The organism is Mesorhizobium silamurunense, from assembly GCF_014843825.1.
Classification (GTDB): Bacteria; Pseudomonadota; Alphaproteobacteria; order Rhizobiales; family Rhizobiaceae; genus Mesorhizobium; species Mesorhizobium silamurunense.
In genome coordinates, this window is the sequence record NZ_JHQR01000048.1 from 11861 (window position 1) to 28649 (window position 16789).

Sequence of the window (16789 nt, forward strand, 5' to 3'; positions counted from 1 at the left end):
GCCGGCGTCGCCGGCAGCCCCTATGCCGACCTGCGCTGACGCGCGGCGGCGCTTGGTGGCTAGGACATCATCTTCGGGAGTCCCGCCGCAAGCGCATCGACCGCCAGCCGCACTTTCAGCGGCAGATGCGGCGTCTGCAGCCAGAGCGCGTGGCAGTCGTAGAGATAGTCCGGCTGGTCTGGCAGCAGGCGGACTAGCGCGCCTTCCTCGACGCGCCGACGAACCAGCCAATACGGGAGCCAGGCGAGACCCATGCCCTCGGTCGCCGCGCCGGCGATGGCGTCGAGGTCGTCGAGCCGCAGCCGGCCGGCCGGGGCGATCTCCGTGATAGAGCCGTCGTCGCGCGGGAACAGCCATGGCTGCAGCGCCAGGCCGAGCCTGCGGTAGATGATCGCCTGATGGCTGGCGATATCTTCGAGCCAAAGCGGTCGGCCGAACCTCTCGATATAGGCGGGCGAAGCGCAAACGATCATGCGCTGGCGCACGATACGGCGCGCGATGACGCCGGCCCTGTCATCCAGTGCTCCCGTGCGGATCGCGAGGTCAAAATCGTCCTCGACGAGGTCGGCGAAACGATCGCTGAGCGACAGGTCCAACTCCAGCGTCGGATGGCGCCGGGCAAGATCGAGGAGGACCGGCGTCACGCAGTGCCTGCCGAAATGCGCCGGCATCGTCACGCGCAGTTTTCCGCGCGGCTCGGACAATTGGTCAGCCGCCAGCGCATCCGCGGCTTCGGCCTCCGCCAGCACGATCCTGCAGCGCTCGTAATAGGCACGCCCGAAATCGGTCAGGCTCTGCCGGCGCGTCGTGCGGTTGAGAAGGCGCACCCCCAGGCGCTCCTCGAGGAAGCGGACATGCTTGCCGACCATCGGCCCCGACAGGTCGAGCGCCGCCCCAGCGGCCGCGAACGAGCCGAGATCGACCGCCTTGACGAACACTTCCATGCTTTCGAGGCGATCCATATTCAAAACCAATCGTTTCGACTGTTCTGCCTGCAGCCGGATTTATCCCTCTGTTGCACGTCTGCATAGTCCATTCCGTCAATTGGATTTGGAGTTGCATGGATGGCAAGGGTTGTTCGCTTTCACGCTTACGGCGCTCCGGAGGTGCTGCGCATCGAGGATGTCGAGGTGCCTCCGCCGGGTCCGGGCGAGGTGCGGATACGGGTCAAAGCGCTGGGCTTGAACCGCGCCGAAGCCTCGATGCGCAAGGGCGGCTATATCGAGACGCCGACGCTGCCATCGGGCCTCGGTCTCGAGGCGGCGGGCATCGTCGAGTCGGTCGGCGACGGCGTCGACGCAGTCGCATTGGGCGATGCCGTCAGCATCATCCCGCCGCGCTCGATGGCGCGCTGGCCGGCCTACGGCGAGTTCGTCACCTTCCCGGCCGAGCTCGTCGTCAAGCATCCGCCGTCGCTCGGCTTTGAAGCGGCCGCCGCGACATGGATGCAGTATCTCACCGCCTATGGGGCGCTGGTCGACATTACCCGTCTCGGCCGCGGCGAGCCTGTCGTCATCACCGCCGCGTCGAGCAGCGTCGGCCTCGCCGCTATCCAGATCGCCAAAATGATCGGCGCCGTGCCGATTGCCGTGACGCGGACATCGGCCAAGACAACGGCGCTGCTCGATGCCGGCACCGCTTATGTCGTGACCTCGCAGGAGGAGGATCTCGAAGCACGGCTGAGGGAGATCGCGCCCGAGGGCGTGCGCGTCGTCCTCGACGCGGTCGGCGGCCCGATCTTCACGCCGCTGGCGGCGGCAATGTCACGCGGCGGCATCCTCCTCGAATATGGCGGCCTCAGCTCCGAGCCGACGCCGTTCCCGCTCCTCGATGTGCTGGCCAAGACGCTGACGCTGCGCGGCTATCTCGTCCACGAAATCACCGGCGATCCGGTGCGACTGGAAGCCGCCAAGGCCTTCGTTCTCGACGGCCTCGCATCGGGCGCGCTGAAGCCGGTGATCGCCAGAACCTTTCCGTTCGACAGGATTGTCGAGGCGCACCGCTTCCTCGAATCCGGCGAGCAGTTCGGCAAGGTCGTGGTGACGGTTTGAAGCCTGCGGTCAAAGAAAACGAGCTGAGCTGTCGGGAGCCGCGCCGGTCGTTCGTCCTCTGGATGCAAAGCGCAAGAACTGAATAGCTGGAAGAGATCGTTGCAATCATGCACATCAGTCTCGCCGGCATCATGCAATCACTCGGAGCCCGCCAATGACCCCCACCATCACAGCGTTTCAACGGTCGCCCGATGGCGGCAGGGGCCAGGCACGCGACATGCGCGTGCGCTGGGCGCTCGAGGAAGTCGGCCAGCCTTACGACGTTCGTCTTGTTTCGTTCAGCGCGATGAAGCAACCCGCGCATCTCGCGGTTAATCCGTTCGGCCAGATTCCGACTTATGAGGAAGGCGATCTCTGCCTGTTCGAGTCGGGATCGATCGTGTTCCACATCGCGGAGCGCCACGCCGGGCTGCTGCCTGAGGACGCAAACGCCCGGTCGCGCGCCATCACCTGGATGTTCGCTGCCCTCAACACAATGGAGCCGCCGATCCTGGAACTCGTGACCGCCGTTATCCTCGAGCGCGACGCGCCGTGGCACGCTGCGTGCCTGCCCCTCGTCGAGGATCGCATACGCAAACGGCTGGCCGAACTCTCCCGCTGCCTGGGCGATTCCGACTGGCTCGACGGCGCGTTCAGCGCCGGTGACCTGATCATGGTCGCAGTGCTGCGCAGGCTGAACAGGTCAGGGCTGCTGGACGAATTCCCGAACCTCGCCGCCTACGTCGCCCGCGGCGAAGCGAGGCCGGCGTTCAGGCGCGCTTTCGATGCTCAATTGGCGGTTGCCGCCGCCGCGGCAGCCGGGTGATGAGGCTCGCCGCAGTCGCTCGCTTGCGCAAAAATTTAAAACGTTTGCAATTTTGCAAAAGGTGATTACAAACGTTTCAACTTTGCGCTCGGGAGGAACGATTGCCGGCTCGTGTCACCACGCTGAAGGAGCTTGCCGCGAGCCTCGGCCTGTCTATCACGACGGTGTCGCGGGCGCTTGCCGGCCATCAGCAGATCGCGCCGAAGACGCGCGAGCGTGTCGCCAAGGCAGCGCGCCAGGCCGGCTATGTTCCCAACACCGCGGCGCGCGCGCTGGTTTCCGGCCGCAGCGGCTTCGTCGGCCTTGTGCTGCCGATCCGCGTTCCCAACCTGGTCGATTCCTTCCTCGGCGAGTTCGTCACCGGGCTCGGCGAGGGGCTGGTGTCTCATGGCGCCGACCTGATCCTCGCCACCGCGGCGCAGGACCAGGCAGAACTTGACGTGCTGCGCCATGTCGTCGAATCCGGGCGTGCCGACGGCGTCGTCGTCACGCGCATCGCCGAGGTCGACGAGCGCCTCGCCTACCTGCGCCGGCGCGGCTTTCCCTTCGTCGCCCATGGCCGGCTGCTCGACAGCGACTTTGCCTACAACTGGCTCGACACCGACGGTGCGCACGCCTTCGGCGAAGCCTTCGACATGCTCTACGATCTCGGCCACCGCCATTTCGGCCTGGTCACGATTTCCGAGCCGATGACCTTCAGGCATCTCAGGCAGGACGGTCTCGCTGCTGCCATCAGTCGCCGTGGCGACCCGTCTGTGCGACTCGATGTGGCGACTGCGCCGCGCTTCGACCGCGGCGCCCGCATTCAGGCCGTCAACCGGATGCTGCAGGGGCCGGACCGGCCGACGGCCATCGTCGCTCTGTTCGACGAGCTGGCGCTGACGGTTATGGAAGAGGCGGCCCGCGCCGGCCTTACCGTGCCGCGCGACCTCTCCGTCATCGGCTTCGACAACATCGTCGCCTCGGCCTATGCGCCGCCTGGCCTCACCACATTCGATGCCTCGATCCGCCAGTGCGCGCGCGAGATCGCCGACATGCTGCTCACCGTCATCGCCGACAAGCCCGCCGAGCCGCTGACGCGGCTGATCCGGCCGACACTGGTGCCGCGGGCAAGCCATGGACCCGCACCAAGGAAAACAAGCTGACGCCGCGATGACGGCGCCCCACCCAGGGAGGAAGAACACGATGAATACGTTGAAGAAACTGGCCGGCGCCGCGCTGGCGCTGTCGCTTGCCGCGGGCAGCGTGCACGCCCAGCAGGTTTTGTTCTGGTCGACACAGGCGCGCCCGGTCGAGGAAACGCAGAAGATGCGCGACCAGGTGCTGAAGGGCTTCGACGGCCCGGTCGATTACCAGGTCGCCGAGGACGGCCCCTGGCTCACCCGCCTGCAGGCCGAATTGCAGGCCGGCTCCGGCACGATCGGCGTGCTTGGCGGCCTGCACGGCGACTTCTCCACCGTCGGCGCCAACCTTGTCGATCTGTCCGCTGTCGATATCGGCCAGGTCAAGGTCAACGAGGTCTATAAGAAGCTCGGCATGCTCGGCACCGGCGGGCAGAAATACCTGCCCTGGATGCAGGCCACCTTCCTGATGGCGGCCAACAAGCAGGCGCTGCAATATCTGCCGGCGGGCGTCGACCTCAATAAAATCACCTATGATCAGCTGATCGAATGGGCGAAGAACATCGCCGAAAAGACCGGCTCGCCTAAGCTCGGCTTCCCGGCCGGCCCCAAGGGGCTGAAACACCGCTTCTTCGAGGGCTTCCTCTACCCGTCCTATACCGGTTCGATGGTGACGAAGTTCCGCTCGCCCGAAGCCGAGACGGCCTGGAACAAGTTCAAGGAGCTGTGGCAGTACACTAACCCCAACTCGACCAACTACGCCTTCATGCAGGAGCCGCTCCTGACAGGCGAGGTCTGGATCGCCTTCGACCATGTCGCGCGGCTCGCCGATGCCTTCAACCAGAAGCCCGACGACTTCGTCGCCTTCCCGGCGCCGGCCGGACCCGCCGGCCGCGGCTTCATGCCGGTAGTGGCCGGCGTCGCCATCCCGAAGACGTCGCCGGATGTGGACAAGGCCAAGGCGCTGGTCGCCTATATGCTGAAGCCGGATACGCAGATCGCGACGTTGAGGGCGACCAATTTCTTTCCTGTGATCGACGTCAAGCTGCCTGACGACATGCCGGCCTCGGTGAAAGCCTTCAGCCCGGCGATCGCCGCCATGACAAGCGCGCCCGATGCGCTGCCGGCGCTGCTGCCGATGGGGCTCGGCGATCTCGGCGGCAAGTTCAACCAGATCTACAGCGACAGCTTCGAGCGCATCGTGCTCGGCGGCGAGGACGTGCACGGCGTGCTCGAAGAGCAGGCGGCTGCGCTCAAGGCGATCATCGACCAAGCCAAGGCGCCATGCTGGGCTCCCGACAAGCCGTCTGAAGGCGCTTGCCCGGTGGAATAGATCGTCAACGAGGATCCTCCCGAGGGGGCGCCCGGAGCTTGTTGCGCTCCGGGCGCCCAGACCGCAGCACAGCACAAAGGACAAGCACCATGAACGGCAAGGCTCTGCCCTATCTGCTGCTGATGCCGGCGACCTTGTTCCTGTGCGTCTTCTTCCTCTACCCGTTCGCTCTCGTCGCCTTCGAGGCGTTCACCCGCGACGGCGCCTTCACGCTCGACAATTTTCGCACCATGGCGGGCAGCTGGAAGTTCCCGGCCACGGTGCGCAACACGCTGCTGCTTGCGGCAATCGTGGTGCCGATCCAACTCGCCATGGCGCTCTTGATGGCGAGCGTCGTGTCGCGGCTGGAGACCGGGCGCAGTGCTGCACTCTACATCTTCGCCATTCCGCTCGGTATTTCCGACCTTGCCGCCGGCCTGATCTGGCTTGCGATCTTCGACCAGTCCGGTTTCCTCAACACGCTGCTTTCAGACCTCGGCATCGTCGACCGGCCGATCATGTTCCTCGGCTATCAGAGCAAGCTCTCCATCTTCATCGCCGTGGTGCTGGCGGAGATCTGGCGCGCCACCGCGATCATGATGGTCATCCTCGTCGCCGGCATGGGGCTCATCCCTAGGGAGTATCACGAGGCGGCGGAGGTCTTCGGCGCGAGCCCGTGGAAACGCTTCGTCCGCATCACGCTTCCGCTGCTTCGCCCCTCGCTGCAGACGGCGATCATCCTGCGCGTCATCCTCGCCTTCGAGGTCTTCGCGGTGGTCGCCGCCCTTGGCGGCACCAATCTGCCGGTGCTGATGGGCGAGACCTTCAACTGGCAGTTCACATTGCAGGACCGCAATGTCGCCGCCGCCTCGGCGCTGCTTATCCTCGCCATCTCGATCGGCTTCACGCTGCTCTTCCTCAGGGTTCTGCGCGTGCCCCGGGAGGCGCGGATATGACAGGCACGCATATGAGCGCCATTGCCGAAGCGCCTGCCGCCGCCGCAACCGCCGATGCACGCAAGGCCGGCGACTGGCTGCTCGTCGCCACCGCTATCCTGCTTTGCGTCTGGGTGCTGCTGCCGATCTATCTCCTGATCGTCAACGCGCTGTCGTCGCCCCAAGAGGTGACCGCCTTTCCCAAGCGCTTCTTCCCGTCCTTCGATATCGGCAGCCTCACCTTCTTCATCAATTTCGCCGGTGTCGCCAGAGCGTTGTGGAACTCGGTCCTCGTCGCCACGCTGACGATGATCCTTTCAATCGGCTTCGGCGCTCCGGCCGGCTACGCGCTGTCGCGCTTCGATTTCCCGGGCAAGGAAACCTTCCGATTCCTGGTGCTGATGACGCGCGCCTTCCCGCTTCCGCTTTTGGCTTTGCCGCTGGCTGTGATGTTCATCCGCACCGGACTCGACGACACCGCGATCGGCCTGGCGCTGGTCCACACCACGCTCGCGCTGCCCTTTGCCGTGCTGATCACCTTCTCGCTGTTCTCCGGCATCCCGGTCGAGCTCGAGGAGGCGGCCTGGACGCTCGGCTGCACGCGATGGCAGGCCTTTCGCAAGGTGATCCTGCCGCTGGCCCTGCCTGGCATCGCCGCCTCCGCCGTCTTCGCCTTCACTATCTCCTGGAACGAAGTGTTCGCCGCCGCCGTGCTCACCATCGAGAACCGCACGCTGACCGCCTTCCTGCTGCAGAGCCTTGGCGAGTCGCCGCTCTATCTCAAATTCGCTGGCGGCGCGGCTCTGGTCGTGCCGGCGCTGATCTTCATCTTCGCCGTCAGGAAATACCTGTTCGCGATGTGGGGGATCGCCAACCGATGACGCAGGGCAGGGAGAACGCTCATGGCTGAAATCGCGATCAAGGGAGTGGCCAAGCGCTTCGGCGGCTTCACTGCGCTGCATCAGGTCGACCTCACCATCGCCGACCAGGAATTCATGGTGCTGCTCGGCGCCTCCGGCTGCGGCAAGACCACGCTGCTCAGGATCGTCGCCGGGCTGGAGACACCGAGTCAGGGCGAAATGTGGATCGGCGGCCGCCGCGTCGACCATCTGCCGCCGCGCGACCGCGGCATCGCCATGGTGTTCCAGAACTATGCCGTCTTTCCGCATCTGACCGTGTTCGAGAACATCGCCTTCGGCCTGCGCATGAAAAAGCTGCCGCAGCAAGAGGTCGAGCGCCGCGTCAACCGCACCGCCGAGCTGATGCATATCGAGCAGTTGCTCAAGCGCTATTCCGGCCAGCTTTCGGGCGGCCAGCGCCAGCGCGTCGCTGTCGCCCGCGCGCTCGCCATGGAGCCGGACGTCATCCTGATGGACGAGCCGCTGTCCAACCTCGACGCGCTGCTGCGGCTGGAGATGCGGGCCGAGCTCAAGGGCGTGCTCGCCGCCTCGAAGACCACCACCATCTATGTCACGCACGACCAGGTCGAGGCGATGAGCCTCGCCGACCGCATCGCCGTCATGCATCAGGGCCGCATCGTCCAGGCGGCTTCGCCGGTCGAGGTCTACCGCAACCCGGCCGCCCGCTTCGTCGGCTCCTTCATCGGCAACCCGCCGATGAATTTCCTACCCGCGGCGAAGGCCGCGAACGGAAGCTGGAGCGTCGCCGGGCTGACGCTGCCGGGACCGAAGTCGGATAGGCAGGCGATCGAATTCGCCATCCGGCCCGAAGATGTCGAGGCCGGCGAGGCCGGCTTGCCTGCCATCGTGCGCGTTATCGAACCGCTCGGGCCGCACACGCTGGTCACTTGCGATGTCGAGGGCGGCCTGTTCCGCGCGGTGCTGGAGTCCAGCGCCACCGTCGCCGTGGGCGACCGCTTGCGGCTTGCCCCCAAGCCCGAGCGCATCCGCTGGTTCGATCCTGAAACGACGCATGCCATCTGAAAGACCTGAAGCCGCCATGACCGCATCCGCCGCAAAAGACATCATCGCTCGCGCCGTCGAGGTGCTGAAGGAGAACGATCACGGCGCCTACACCATCCCGACCAAGGGTCTCTATCCCTTCCAGTGGAACTGGGATTCCTGCCTGACCGCGCTTGGCCTCGCCCATTACGACGAGGTGCGTGCCTGGACCGAGATCGAGACCTTGTTCGCACATCAATGGCCCGACGGCATGGTGCCGCACATCGTCTTCCACGTCTGGAGCGATGGTTATTTTCCTGGACCTGAGGTCTGGCGCACCGGCCGCCCGACGGCGACCTCCGGCATCACCCAGCCGGCCGTCGCCGGCTTTGCCGTGCGCCGCCTGTTCGATCGGGCAAGCGACAAGAAGCTTGCCACGGAGCGGGCGCGCGCGCTGCTGCCCAGGATCGACGCCTGGCACCGCTGGTTCTACGAAAACCGCGATCCGAAGGGCGAAGGCCTTGTCGCGATCATCCATCCCTGGGAGTCCGGCCGCGACAATTCGATCGACTGGGACGAGGCGTTCGAGCGCGTGCCGACCGAAGGTGTCGAGCCCTACACACGCCGAGACATCCTGCACGCCGACCCGGCGCACCGACCGACCAAGGCGCAATATGACCGCTATCTATGGCTGGGCAGCATTTTCGCGGGCTAGGATGGGACAATGCCAGGCTGCATGGCGCCTCGCCATTCCAGATCGTCGATCCGGGCTTCAACGCCATCCTGATCCGCGCTTCGGCCGACCTTGCCGATCTCGCCGAAACGCTTGGCGACACCGGGATCGCCAAAGCTAATCGCGCCCGCGCCAAAAAAGGCCTGGCGGCGATGGAGCGGCTGTGGAGCGAGGCGCATGGCCAGTATCTCTGCCTTGACCGCATCACCGGAGAGCTAGTCGACAGCGCCTCAGTCGGCGGCATCCTGCCGGCCTTCGCGTCAATCCCGAAGGCTCGTGCCGCGGCGATCGCCGCAAGGGTCGAGCGCCTCGCCGGCAAGGCCCGGCACATCGTGCCCTCGCACGATCCCGACGACCCGCGCTTCGACGCCAAGCGGTACTGGCGCGGTCCGGTCTGGCTGGTCGTCAACTATATGATCGCCGACGGACTTCTCGCCGCCGGCCATGCGGAGGTTGCCAAGCGCATCACGCAGTCCAGTCTCGACCTGATCACCGAAAGCGGCTTCGCCGAATACTACGATCCCCTGACCGGTGAACCGCTCGGCGGCGGCCGTTTCACCTGGACGGCGGCCATGGTGATCGAGTTCTTGCGCGGGGTGTAAGCATGCCACCAGAGGCGTCTCGGCCACGGCACCGAAATTCGGGACGGTTCAGAACATCTTCTCGTCGATCATCTCGAACCGCTCGACCTCGCAGTGCCGGCCGACCAGCGCCAGAACGTCCGTGGAGGGCTCGACTGCATCGGGCTGTCTCCATCCGAGCTTGAAGGAGAACACGAAGCGGTCGCGGCCGGTGTCGTGTTCCATACCGATCAAGCGGGCATCGTAGCCGAGCGGGCTCACCATCTGCAGGAGATCGGGCGGAGAGGCGTTCGGCCATGAGACCGAGATGATGGCGTGGTGGTCGCGCCGGATCTTGAGATCGACCCATTTCAAAGCCTGCAGCGTCACCAGGGTCAGCACCGTCGCAATCGCGCCGAGGCTGAACTGGCCGCCGCCGAAGGCCAGCCCGATCATCGTCATGATCCACATCGTGGCGGCGGTGGTGACGCCGGTGACGAGATCGCCGCGCCTCAGGATGGCGCCGCCGCCGATGAAGCCGACGCCGGTGAGCACGCCGAGCGCGAAGCGCATCACATCCATGCGCACGAAGGAGTCCGGCCCCTTGCCGGATACATCGAGCAGCATGTTGGCCTGGACCATGGCGACGCAGGCCGCCAGGCCGACCAGTATCGTCGTGCGCAGCCCGGCGGAGTGGCCGCGCGCTTCGCGGTTCAAGCCGATGAGGAAGCCTGCGAGCAACGTCAGCAACAGCCGCAAGACGAGATCCGGCCAGGTCGGATGAAGCGGCATGTCGCAGCAAAGCGGCTCGAACATCCTCGGTCAGGGCAGGGTCGGTGCCTTGTCCTCGATTGCGTTGGACGTTCAACTAAACTCCGCTGCGGATGGTTCCTGGCCGACGTCGCTCAGTTGTACCCGGTTCAGCGGATGGCGAGACTGAGCACCAGCGCCAGCACGACAGCGCCAACCAGCCCGGCAATGAAGATAATGCGCTGAGCGCGCGTGTGCAGGATGATCTCGCCCTGCCTGGCGTCCCGGCCGGAAAAGACCGGTCGTTCCTTGTCTCGATCCTCGCTCATGATCTGCTCCTTCCCTGCGGGTGGGCACGGGAGGTGTCAGGACAGGAACCGATTTGCCGGCGTGAAGGTTCCGCCGGATTCGCGCCGGCGGACGGGTAGGCTCCCGCGACCGGGTTTTCAGCCGGCCGCGGGGCAGGGCGGGTTAGAGCAATTCCAGGAAAAGTGTGAAACGGTTTTCCGTCCGAATTGCGTCAAAACAACTAGCCGAACTTCGGGTCGAGGCTGCCCGACTTGTAGCGCTTGGCCATGTCCGACAAGGGGATCGGCTTGATCTTCGGCGCGTTGCCGGCGGTGCCGAACTGCTCGAAGCGCTCCTTGCAGAGCTTCTTCATGGCGGCCATCGCCGGCGTCAGATATTTGCGCGGATCGAACTCCGACGGGTTCTCGGTCAGCACCTTGCGGATCGCGCCGGTAAGCGCCATGCGGTTGTCGGTGTCGATGTTGATCTTGCGCACGCCGTGCTTGATGCCGCGCTGGATCTCTTCCACCGGCACGCCCCAGGTCGGCTTCATCTGGCCGCCATATTTGTTGATGATCTCCTGCAACTCCTCCGGCACCGAGGACGAGCCGTGCATGACGAGATGCATGTTGGGCAGGCGGCGGTGGATCTCCTCGATCACGTTCATCGCCAGCACTGCGCCGTCCGGCTTGCGCGAGAACTTGTAGGCGCCGTGGCTGGTTCCCATGGCGACGGCCAGCGCATCGACATGAGTGTCGCGCACGAACTGCTCGGCCTGCACCGGGTCGGTGAGCAACTGATCGTGGCTGATCGCGCCTTCGACGCCATGTCCGTCTTCCTGCTCGCCGCCGCCACTTTCCAGCGAGCCGAGCACGCCGATCTCGCCCTCCACCGAGACGCCGCCCCAATGCGCCATGTCGACGACGCGCCGGGTGATGCCGGAATTATAGGCGTAGTCTGCCGGCGATTTGCCGTCCTCCTTCAGCGAGCCGTCCATCATCACCGAGGTGAAGCCGTACTGGATCGCGGTGACGCAAGTCGCTTCATTGTTGCCGTGGTCGAGATGCATGCAGACCGGGATGTCGGGGTGGATTTCGACCAGCGCGTCGATCAGCTTGGCCAGCACCACGTCATTGGCATAGGCGCGCGCGCCGCGGCTCGCCTGCAGGATGACCGGCGACTTGGTCTCCTCGGCCGCCTCCATGATGGCGAGGCCCTGTTCCATATTGTTCATGTTGAAGGCAGGCACGCCATAGCCGTGTTCGGCGGCATGGTCGAGCAATTGTCTCAGTGTGATGCGAGCCACCCAATAGTCTCCCGTATCTGGTTTCGAGCCGTGTTCAAAAAAGGGCCGCCCAGCGTCGGGCGGCCCGTTGCTTCTGGCCGGATTTCGCAGTTACCGCAACCTTTTGCAGCCTTTTCGGCCGCAATTCTTGTTGCAGGGCTGAAATCCGGCCCTGTTGAGCCTAAGCAGCGATCCGCTCGCGCGCGGCAAGGATCTCGACGCAGGCCTTCGCCGCCTCCTTGCCCTTCACCCGAAAGTGCTCGTGGAAGAAGCGGTGGTGCTCGGCGCTCTCATGGTAGTTGTGCGGCGTCAGTACGGCCGAGAGCACCGGCACACCGGTCGCGAGCTGCACATTCATCATGCCGTCGATTACGGCGCTTGCGACGAAGTCGTGCCGGTAAATGCCGCCATTGACGACGAAGGCGGTGCCGAGGATGGCGGCATAGCGGCCGGTTTCGGCGAGCGTCTTGGCATGCAGCGGGATCTCATAGGCGCCCGGCACATCGAAGGTCTCGACGGCGAAGCCGCCGAGCGCGGCAAGTTCCGCCTCGAAGGTCGTCACGCACTGGTCGACGATATCGGCGTGCCAACGCGCCCGGATGACGGCAACACGGCGGGTTTCTTTGTCTTTGGGGAAATGCTGATTCATGGGTCCTTCCTTCCGTTTCGAACCAGAATCAGGACGCACGACGCAAAATCCGGCCCCCGCGAGCGAGCCGCCTTGCGTACGTTCTCTTCCATCCGGACTGTAACCGTCGGCTCCGGAATCACACCGGATCTGCTGACCCTCCCGTTTCCGGGAGGCGCTCGCGGGCTCGGGTCGAGACCCTTACCGCCGGTGGGGACTTTCACCCCGCCCTGAGAACTTAACGGTGGAGGTATGGGAAGCGGGCGGCGCGCTGTCAACAGCAAGCGTGCTTGCCTGCGGCTCTGGAACAATAATCCGTCCGATCTGCCTTGCGGCCTGAAATGGGTCAGCCCCGCTCGGGAAACATCGCCTTCAGCCCCTCGCGCGAGGCCCTGGCCACACCGCGCTCGGTGATCAGGCCGGTGACCAGCCGCGCTGGCGTCACGTCGAAGGCCGGGTTCGCCGCCGGCGTCGCGTCGGGCGAGACGCGCACCTGGGCGACCTTGCCGTCTGCCGTCTTGCCCCAGACCAGTGAGACCTCGTCGCCGGAGCGTTCCTCGATCGGGATCTCGGCAAGCCCGTCGGCGACGGTCCAGTCGATGGTGGGCGAGGGGAGCGCGACGTAGAAGGGCACGTCATTGTCGGCTGCGGCAAGCGCCTTGAGATAGGTGCCGATCTTGTTGCAGACGTCGCCATTGGCGGTCGTGCGGTCTGTGCCGACGATCACCATGTCGATGTCGCCGTGCTGCATCAGGTGGCCGCCGGCATTGTCGACGATCAGCGTGTGCGGCACGCCGTGGCCGGCCATCTCCCAGGCCGTCAGCTGGGCGCCCTGGTTGCGCGGCCTGGTCTCGTCGACATAGACATGGACCGGAATGCCCGCCTCGGTCGCCAGGTAGATCGGTGCCGTGGCGGTGCCGTAGTCGACGGTCGCCAGCCATCCGGCGTTGCAATGGGTGAGGATGTTGACGGTCTCGCCCGGCTTCTTCTTCGCCGCGATTTGCCTGATGATGGCAAGCCCGTTCTCGCCGATGGCGCGGTTGAGCCCCACATCCTCGTCGGCAATCTCGGCGGCGCGCCGGTAAGCCGCCTCGGCGCGCTCTCCCGGCGCGAGTGGCTTAAGAAACCGCCGCATCTCGTCCAGCGCCCAGCGCAGGTTGATCGCCGTCGGCCGCGTCTTGTGCAGCGTCTCCCACACCGCATCGAGCGCTTCGTCCGACGCATCGTCGGTCATCTGGATGGCGACGCCATAGGCGGCGGTGACGCCGATCAACGGCGCGCCGCGCACCCACATGTCGCGGATCGCGGTGGCGATGCCGGCGACGGTTCCGATCCTCTCGACGCGGAACTCGTGCGGCAGCCAGCGCTGGTCGATGATCTCGACCGAACGCTTGTCGTCACTTAGCCAGATGGTGCGGTAGTGGCGTTCGCCGACGTTCAAATTCTATTCTCCTGTTCGATCAGCGCGGCCAGGGTGTTGACCTCGTCGATACCGTGGATCTGACGCCGGTTGACGGCGATATGCCTGCCGAAGCGCAACGCCTTGGCCTCACATCTGGCGCGCAGGTCGGCATCGGCAATGGTCTCGAAATCGGCATTGTGGGCGAGGCCGAGGATGCGCCGGTGCACCTCGATGCCGGCGAAGCCGAGCAGGTCGGTCCAGATGCCGGAGAGCATGTGGTCGAGCGCCTGTTCGGCGCCGAGCCGATCGTCCTGATTCTCGAACAGGCTCTTCTGGTAGAGCATGCCGGTGCGTTCGGTCCGCCACAGATGCGAGAACTCGGCGCGGAAGACGGCCCAGGTCTCGGCCGTGACCTTGAGCAGGTAGGCACGCATCGAGTCCCGGCTGCCTTTCTCCTCGTGGCCGCGCTGCGAGAAGAAGGCCATCCAGAAATTGGCAAGCAGCATTCCGACGTCGAAGGCGATCGGGCCGTAGAAGGCGAACTCCGGATCGATCATCCGGGTCTCGCTGTCGGTCACCATGATCGAGCCGGAATGCAGGTCGCCATGCAGCAGCGTCTCGGCATTGGCGGCGAAGAGGTGCTTCAGCCGCTGCGCCTCGACCTTTAGGTCGCGGTCGGCGCGCAATTCGGCCACCAGGCCGTCGAGCTGCGGGCTGGTGTGCCGGTTCATTTCGGCGTCGAAATAGGGGTCGGAGAACACCAGGTTCTCGGTGATGTCGCAGAGCTCGACATTGTCGGCAAACAGAGCAAGATCAGCCTTGCGCTCTCTGGTCACCATCGACAGGTCCGAGCCGCGGAACAGCGTGCGGGCCATGAACAGGCCGATGTCGCGCGCGATCTTCGGCAGCTCGCGGCCGTCGATCAGCGCGCGCCGCAGGATGATGTGCGGCGGCGCCAGATACTCCATGACGATAAGCGCTTGGGTCTCGTCGAAATGATAGATCGCCGGCACCGAGCCGGGCGCTCGGCGCTCTTGCCTGGTCAGCGCGTGATATTCGAAGAACGAGCGCTTCAACGGCAGCGGCCAGCTGTCGCCGACCAGCCGCACATAAGGCAGTGCCTGCTTGACGACCGCGGCGCCCTTGTCGCCCTCGACGATGAAGACAAGGTTCAAATTGCCGTCGCCGACCTCGCGGACTTTCCAGCGGCTGGCGTCCTTGCCGATACGCTCGCTCAGCGCCGTGGTCTCGCCAAGGCGCTTCGGCAGCGTCTCCACCGACAATGCTTCGAACTTCCCGGTCATCCTCACCCTCCTGCGTGTGGTCTCCAACGATAGCGGAGCCACGGCGGCGTGGCCAAGCTAGGGAGCGCTCTGGCAATTGTCAATCGTGTTGACAATTGCCGAGTGAGCCCATAGCGTCACGAACCAGGGAGGAACGAATGGGCGCAGATGCCGTGTTCCGTGTGGAAGGCCTGAGGAAATCCTTCGGCCAGAACGAGGTGCTTGGCGGCATCTCGCTCGATCTGTTTGCGGGCGAGGTCACCGTGCTGATGGGCGCCAACGGCGCCGGCAAATCCACCTTGGTCAAGATCGTCAGCGGTGTCTACGAGCGCGGTGCCGGCACGATGCGGCTAGCCGGCCAGGCTTTCGATCCCAGCACGCCGGCGGAAGCCATCCGCGCCGGCGTCGTCACCGTGCACCAGAACATCAATGACGGCGTGGTGGCCGATCTCGATGTCGCCACCAACCTGACGCTGGACCGGCTGAGCGGCAAGGGCGCATCGTTGCTGTTCAAGCCTGCCAACGTCCGCGCCGAAGCCTGGGCCGTCGCCGATCGTATGGGGCTTGCCATCGACCTCAGGGCGCGTGTCGCCGACCTCTCGCTCGCCGACCGGCAGATGGTGGCGATCGCCCGCGCCATGGCGCACCAGCCGAAAGTGCTGATCCTGGACGAGCCGACCTCGTCGCTGTCGAGCGCCGAGGCCGACCGGCTGTTTTCGCTGATCGACCGGCTGCGCGGGCAGGGCGTCGCCATCCTCTATATCTCGCACCGCATGTCCGACATCAGGCGGCTTGCCGACCGCATCGTCTCCATGCGCGACGGCATCATTTCCGGCACCTTCGACCGGAAGCCGCTCGACTATGAGGGCGCCGTCAACGCCATGCTCGGCCGCAAGATCCATCTCGACCGGGTCGTCGCCAGAAACTCGGCGCGCGTGGTCTTCACCGCCGAAAGCCTGCAACTGGCGCAGGGCGCCAAGCCGATCTCGATGACGCTCGGCGCCGGCGAGGTGGTGGCGGTCACCGGTCTTGTCGGCGTCGGCAAGACGGCGCTGGCCGAGACGCTGTTCGGCGTGCGCAGGCCGCTGGCCGGCACCATGCATATGGACGGCCGGCCCTATGCGCCAGGATCGGCGCGCGAGGCGATCGCTGCCGGCGTCTTCCTCGTTGCCAAGGACCGCGCGATGAGCGGCATCGTTGGCGGCTTCAACATCGAGCGCAACATCAGCCTGCCGTTCCTCAAGCGCATGTCCGGCTTCGGCGTCATGAAGAAGCGTGTCGAGCGCGCTGCCGCGCGCCGCCAGATCGACGAGTTCGGCATCGTCTGCCGCTCCGAGAAAGATGAGCTGTCGGCGCTCTCAGGCGGCAACCAGCAGAAGGTGATGGTGGCGCGCTGGATGTCGCAGGCCTCGCGCCTGTTCATCCTCGACGAGCCGTTCCAGGGCGTCGATATCTCGGCAAGGCGCGACATCGCAGCCAAGCTGAGGGCAAGTGCCGACGGCCGCGCCACACTGCTCTTCGTCACCGAAATCGACGAGGCGCTGGAGACCGCCGACCGCATCCTGGTGATGTCGGAGCAGACGATCGTCGGCGAGCACAGGAACGATGACATCGATCTCGATCGGCTGCTGGCTGAAGTGGCCGGCGGGCCGCTGCACAGCGCGGCGTGAGATCGCACGGATGACGAGACTTGGAGTGCAGGCATGAGTTCCAGTTTGGCGGAGAGGGCGACAGC

General features: G+C 65.4%; 17 protein-coding genes and 1 riboswitch. Of the genes, 10 read left to right on the forward strand and 7 right to left on the reverse strand.

Annotation, left to right across the window (positions count from 1 at the left end; all coding sequences use genetic code 11):
• Positions 1 to 59 precede the first annotated feature (59 nt).
• Positions 60 to 962 (reverse strand): LysR family transcriptional regulator, encoded by a 903-nt coding sequence (locus DH10_RS05130; protein ID WP_192254603.1) that lies wholly within the window; start codon positions 960 to 962, stop codon positions 60 to 62.
• Between the two features lie 102 nt (positions 963 to 1064).
• Between DH10_RS05130 and DH10_RS05135 the strand changes: the two genes are divergently transcribed.
• The 9 genes from DH10_RS05135 to DH10_RS36665 all read left to right on the forward strand — a co-directional run bounded on the left by DH10_RS05135 (position 1065) and on the right by DH10_RS36665 (position 9460).
• A complete protein-coding gene (locus tag DH10_RS05135) occupies positions 1065 to 2051 on the forward strand; it encodes a zinc-dependent alcohol dehydrogenase family protein (RefSeq protein ID WP_192254605.1) in 987 nt (328 codons plus the stop codon).
• A 154-nt stretch (positions 2052 to 2205) separates the two neighbouring features.
• The gene (locus tag DH10_RS05140; RefSeq protein ID WP_192254607.1) at positions 2206 to 2856 is read left to right on the forward strand and encodes a glutathione S-transferase family protein; all 651 of its coding nucleotides are present in this window, start codon (positions 2206 to 2208) and stop codon (positions 2854 to 2856) included.
• 101 nt (positions 2857 to 2957) lie between these two features.
• Positions 2958 to 4001, forward strand: a complete 1044-nt coding sequence (locus DH10_RS05145; protein WP_192384370.1) for a LacI family DNA-binding transcriptional regulator — start codon at positions 2958 to 2960, stop codon at positions 3999 to 4001.
• A gap of 40 nt (positions 4002 to 4041) precedes the next feature.
• A complete protein-coding gene (locus tag DH10_RS05150; protein ID WP_192254613.1) occupies positions 4042 to 5310 on the forward strand; it encodes an ABC transporter substrate-binding protein in 1269 nt (422 codons plus the stop codon).
• Between the two features lie 89 nt (positions 5311 to 5399).
• Entirely contained in the window at positions 5400 to 6245 is an 846-nt protein-coding gene (locus DH10_RS05155) for a carbohydrate ABC transporter permease (protein ID WP_192254615.1), read from the forward strand.
• Positions 6242 to 7105, forward strand: a complete 864-nt coding sequence (locus DH10_RS05160; protein WP_246506403.1) for a carbohydrate ABC transporter permease — start codon at positions 6242 to 6244, stop codon at positions 7103 to 7105. The genes DH10_RS05155 and DH10_RS05160 overlap by 4 nt, the downstream gene beginning before the upstream one ends.
• A 21-nt stretch (positions 7106 to 7126) precedes the next feature.
• Positions 7127 to 8167: an ABC transporter ATP-binding protein gene (locus DH10_RS05165; RefSeq protein WP_192254617.1), complete on the forward strand. Its 1041-nt coding sequence runs from the start codon at positions 7127 to 7129 to the stop codon at positions 8165 to 8167.
• Positions 8168 to 8183: 16 nt separating this feature from the next.
• On the forward strand, positions 8184 to 8840 hold the full coding sequence (locus DH10_RS36660) for an MGH1-like glycoside hydrolase domain-containing protein (RefSeq protein ID WP_246811491.1): 657 nt from the start codon (positions 8184 to 8186) through the stop codon (positions 8838 to 8840).
• Positions 8813 to 9460 (forward strand): MGH1-like glycoside hydrolase domain-containing protein, encoded by a 648-nt coding sequence (locus DH10_RS36665; RefSeq protein ID WP_246811492.1) that lies wholly within the window; start codon positions 8813 to 8815, stop codon positions 9458 to 9460. Before DH10_RS36660 ends, DH10_RS36665 begins: the two co-directional genes overlap by 28 nt.
• Before the next feature lie 48 nt (positions 9461 to 9508).
• Here DH10_RS36665 and DH10_RS05175 read toward each other — a convergent pair whose 3' ends face one another.
• From DH10_RS05175 to mtnK, 6 genes are all read right to left on the reverse strand, one after another.
• Positions 9509 to 10234 carry an MgtC/SapB family protein gene (locus tag DH10_RS05175; protein WP_192254621.1) on the reverse strand — a complete coding sequence of 242 codons (726 nt, stop codon included), beginning with the start codon at positions 10232 to 10234 and terminating at the stop codon, positions 9509 to 9511.
• Positions 10235 to 10338: 104 nt separating this feature from the next.
• Complete coding sequence (locus DH10_RS05180) at positions 10339 to 10497, reverse strand: peptide ABC transporter permease (protein WP_192254623.1); 159 nt, start codon at positions 10495 to 10497, stop codon at positions 10339 to 10341.
• Positions 10498 to 10697: 200 nt separating this feature from the next.
• Positions 10698 to 11762 carry a class II fructose-bisphosphate aldolase gene (gene fba, locus DH10_RS05185; protein WP_059185845.1) on the reverse strand — a complete coding sequence of 355 codons (1065 nt, stop codon included), beginning with the start codon at positions 11760 to 11762 and terminating at the stop codon, positions 10698 to 10700.
• A gap of 160 nt (positions 11763 to 11922) precedes the next feature.
• A complete protein-coding gene (locus DH10_RS05190) occupies positions 11923 to 12390 on the reverse strand; it encodes a 6,7-dimethyl-8-ribityllumazine synthase (RefSeq protein WP_192254624.1) in 468 nt (155 codons plus the stop codon).
• A 76-nt stretch (positions 12391 to 12466) separates the two neighbouring features.
• Positions 12467 to 12611, reverse strand: a riboswitch (FMN riboswitch).
• A gap of 104 nt (positions 12612 to 12715) precedes the next feature.
• Positions 12716 to 13810, reverse strand: a complete 1095-nt coding sequence (mtnA, locus tag DH10_RS05195; RefSeq protein ID WP_192254626.1) for an S-methyl-5-thioribose-1-phosphate isomerase — start codon at positions 13808 to 13810, stop codon at positions 12716 to 12718.
• Positions 13807 to 15075, reverse strand: coding sequence for an S-methyl-5-thioribose kinase (mtnK, locus tag DH10_RS05200; RefSeq protein ID WP_192254628.1), 1269 nt, complete (start codon positions 15073 to 15075; stop codon positions 13807 to 13809). Before mtnK ends, mtnA begins: the two co-directional genes overlap by 4 nt.
• A 137-nt stretch (positions 15076 to 15212) precedes the next feature.
• Here mtnK and DH10_RS05205 point away from each other — a divergent pair, with 137 nt between their 5' ends.
• Positions 15213 to 16724 carry a sugar ABC transporter ATP-binding protein gene (locus DH10_RS05205; RefSeq protein WP_192254630.1) on the forward strand — a complete coding sequence of 504 codons (1512 nt, stop codon included), beginning with the start codon at positions 15213 to 15215 and terminating at the stop codon, positions 16722 to 16724.
• Positions 16725 to 16789: the final 65 nt, after the last annotated feature.

Coding starts and splice junctions, on each gene's coding strand:
- DH10_RS05130 (WP_192254603.1), bottom strand. CDS start 962: ATGGATCGCCTCGAAAGCATGGAAGTGTTCGTCAAGGCGGTCGATCTC.
- DH10_RS05135 (WP_192254605.1), top strand. CDS start 1,065: ATGGCAAGGGTTGTTCGCTTTCACGCTTACGGCGCTCCGGAGGTGCTG.
- DH10_RS05140 (WP_192254607.1), top strand. CDS start 2,206: ATGACCCCCACCATCACAGCGTTTCAACGGTCGCCCGATGGCGGCAGG.
- DH10_RS05150 (WP_192254613.1), top strand. CDS start 4,042: ATGAATACGTTGAAGAAACTGGCCGGCGCCGCGCTGGCGCTGTCGCTT.
- DH10_RS05155 (WP_192254615.1), top strand. CDS start 5,400: ATGAACGGCAAGGCTCTGCCCTATCTGCTGCTGATGCCGGCGACCTTG.
- DH10_RS05160 (WP_246506403.1), top strand. CDS start 6,242: ATGACAGGCACGCATATGAGCGCCATTGCCGAAGCGCCTGCCGCCGCC.
- DH10_RS05165 (WP_192254617.1), top strand. CDS start 7,127: ATGGCTGAAATCGCGATCAAGGGAGTGGCCAAGCGCTTCGGCGGCTTC.
- DH10_RS36660 (WP_246811491.1), top strand. CDS start 8,184: ATGACCGCATCCGCCGCAAAAGACATCATCGCTCGCGCCGTCGAGGTG.
- DH10_RS36665 (WP_246811492.1), top strand. CDS start 8,813: ATGGCTGGGCAGCATTTTCGCGGGCTAGGATGGGACAATGCCAGGCTG.
- DH10_RS05175 (WP_192254621.1), bottom strand. CDS start 10,234: ATGTTCGAGCCGCTTTGCTGCGACATGCCGCTTCATCCGACCTGGCCG.
- DH10_RS05180 (WP_192254623.1), bottom strand. CDS start 10,497: ATGAGCGAGGATCGAGACAAGGAACGACCGGTCTTTTCCGGCCGGGAC.
- DH10_RS05190 (WP_192254624.1), bottom strand. CDS start 12,390: ATGAATCAGCATTTCCCCAAAGACAAAGAAACCCGCCGTGTTGCCGTC.
- mtnK (WP_192254628.1), bottom strand. CDS start 15,075: ATGACCGGGAAGTTCGAAGCATTGTCGGTGGAGACGCTGCCGAAGCGC.
- DH10_RS05205 (WP_192254630.1), top strand. CDS start 15,213: ATGGGCGCAGATGCCGTGTTCCGTGTGGAAGGCCTGAGGAAATCCTTC.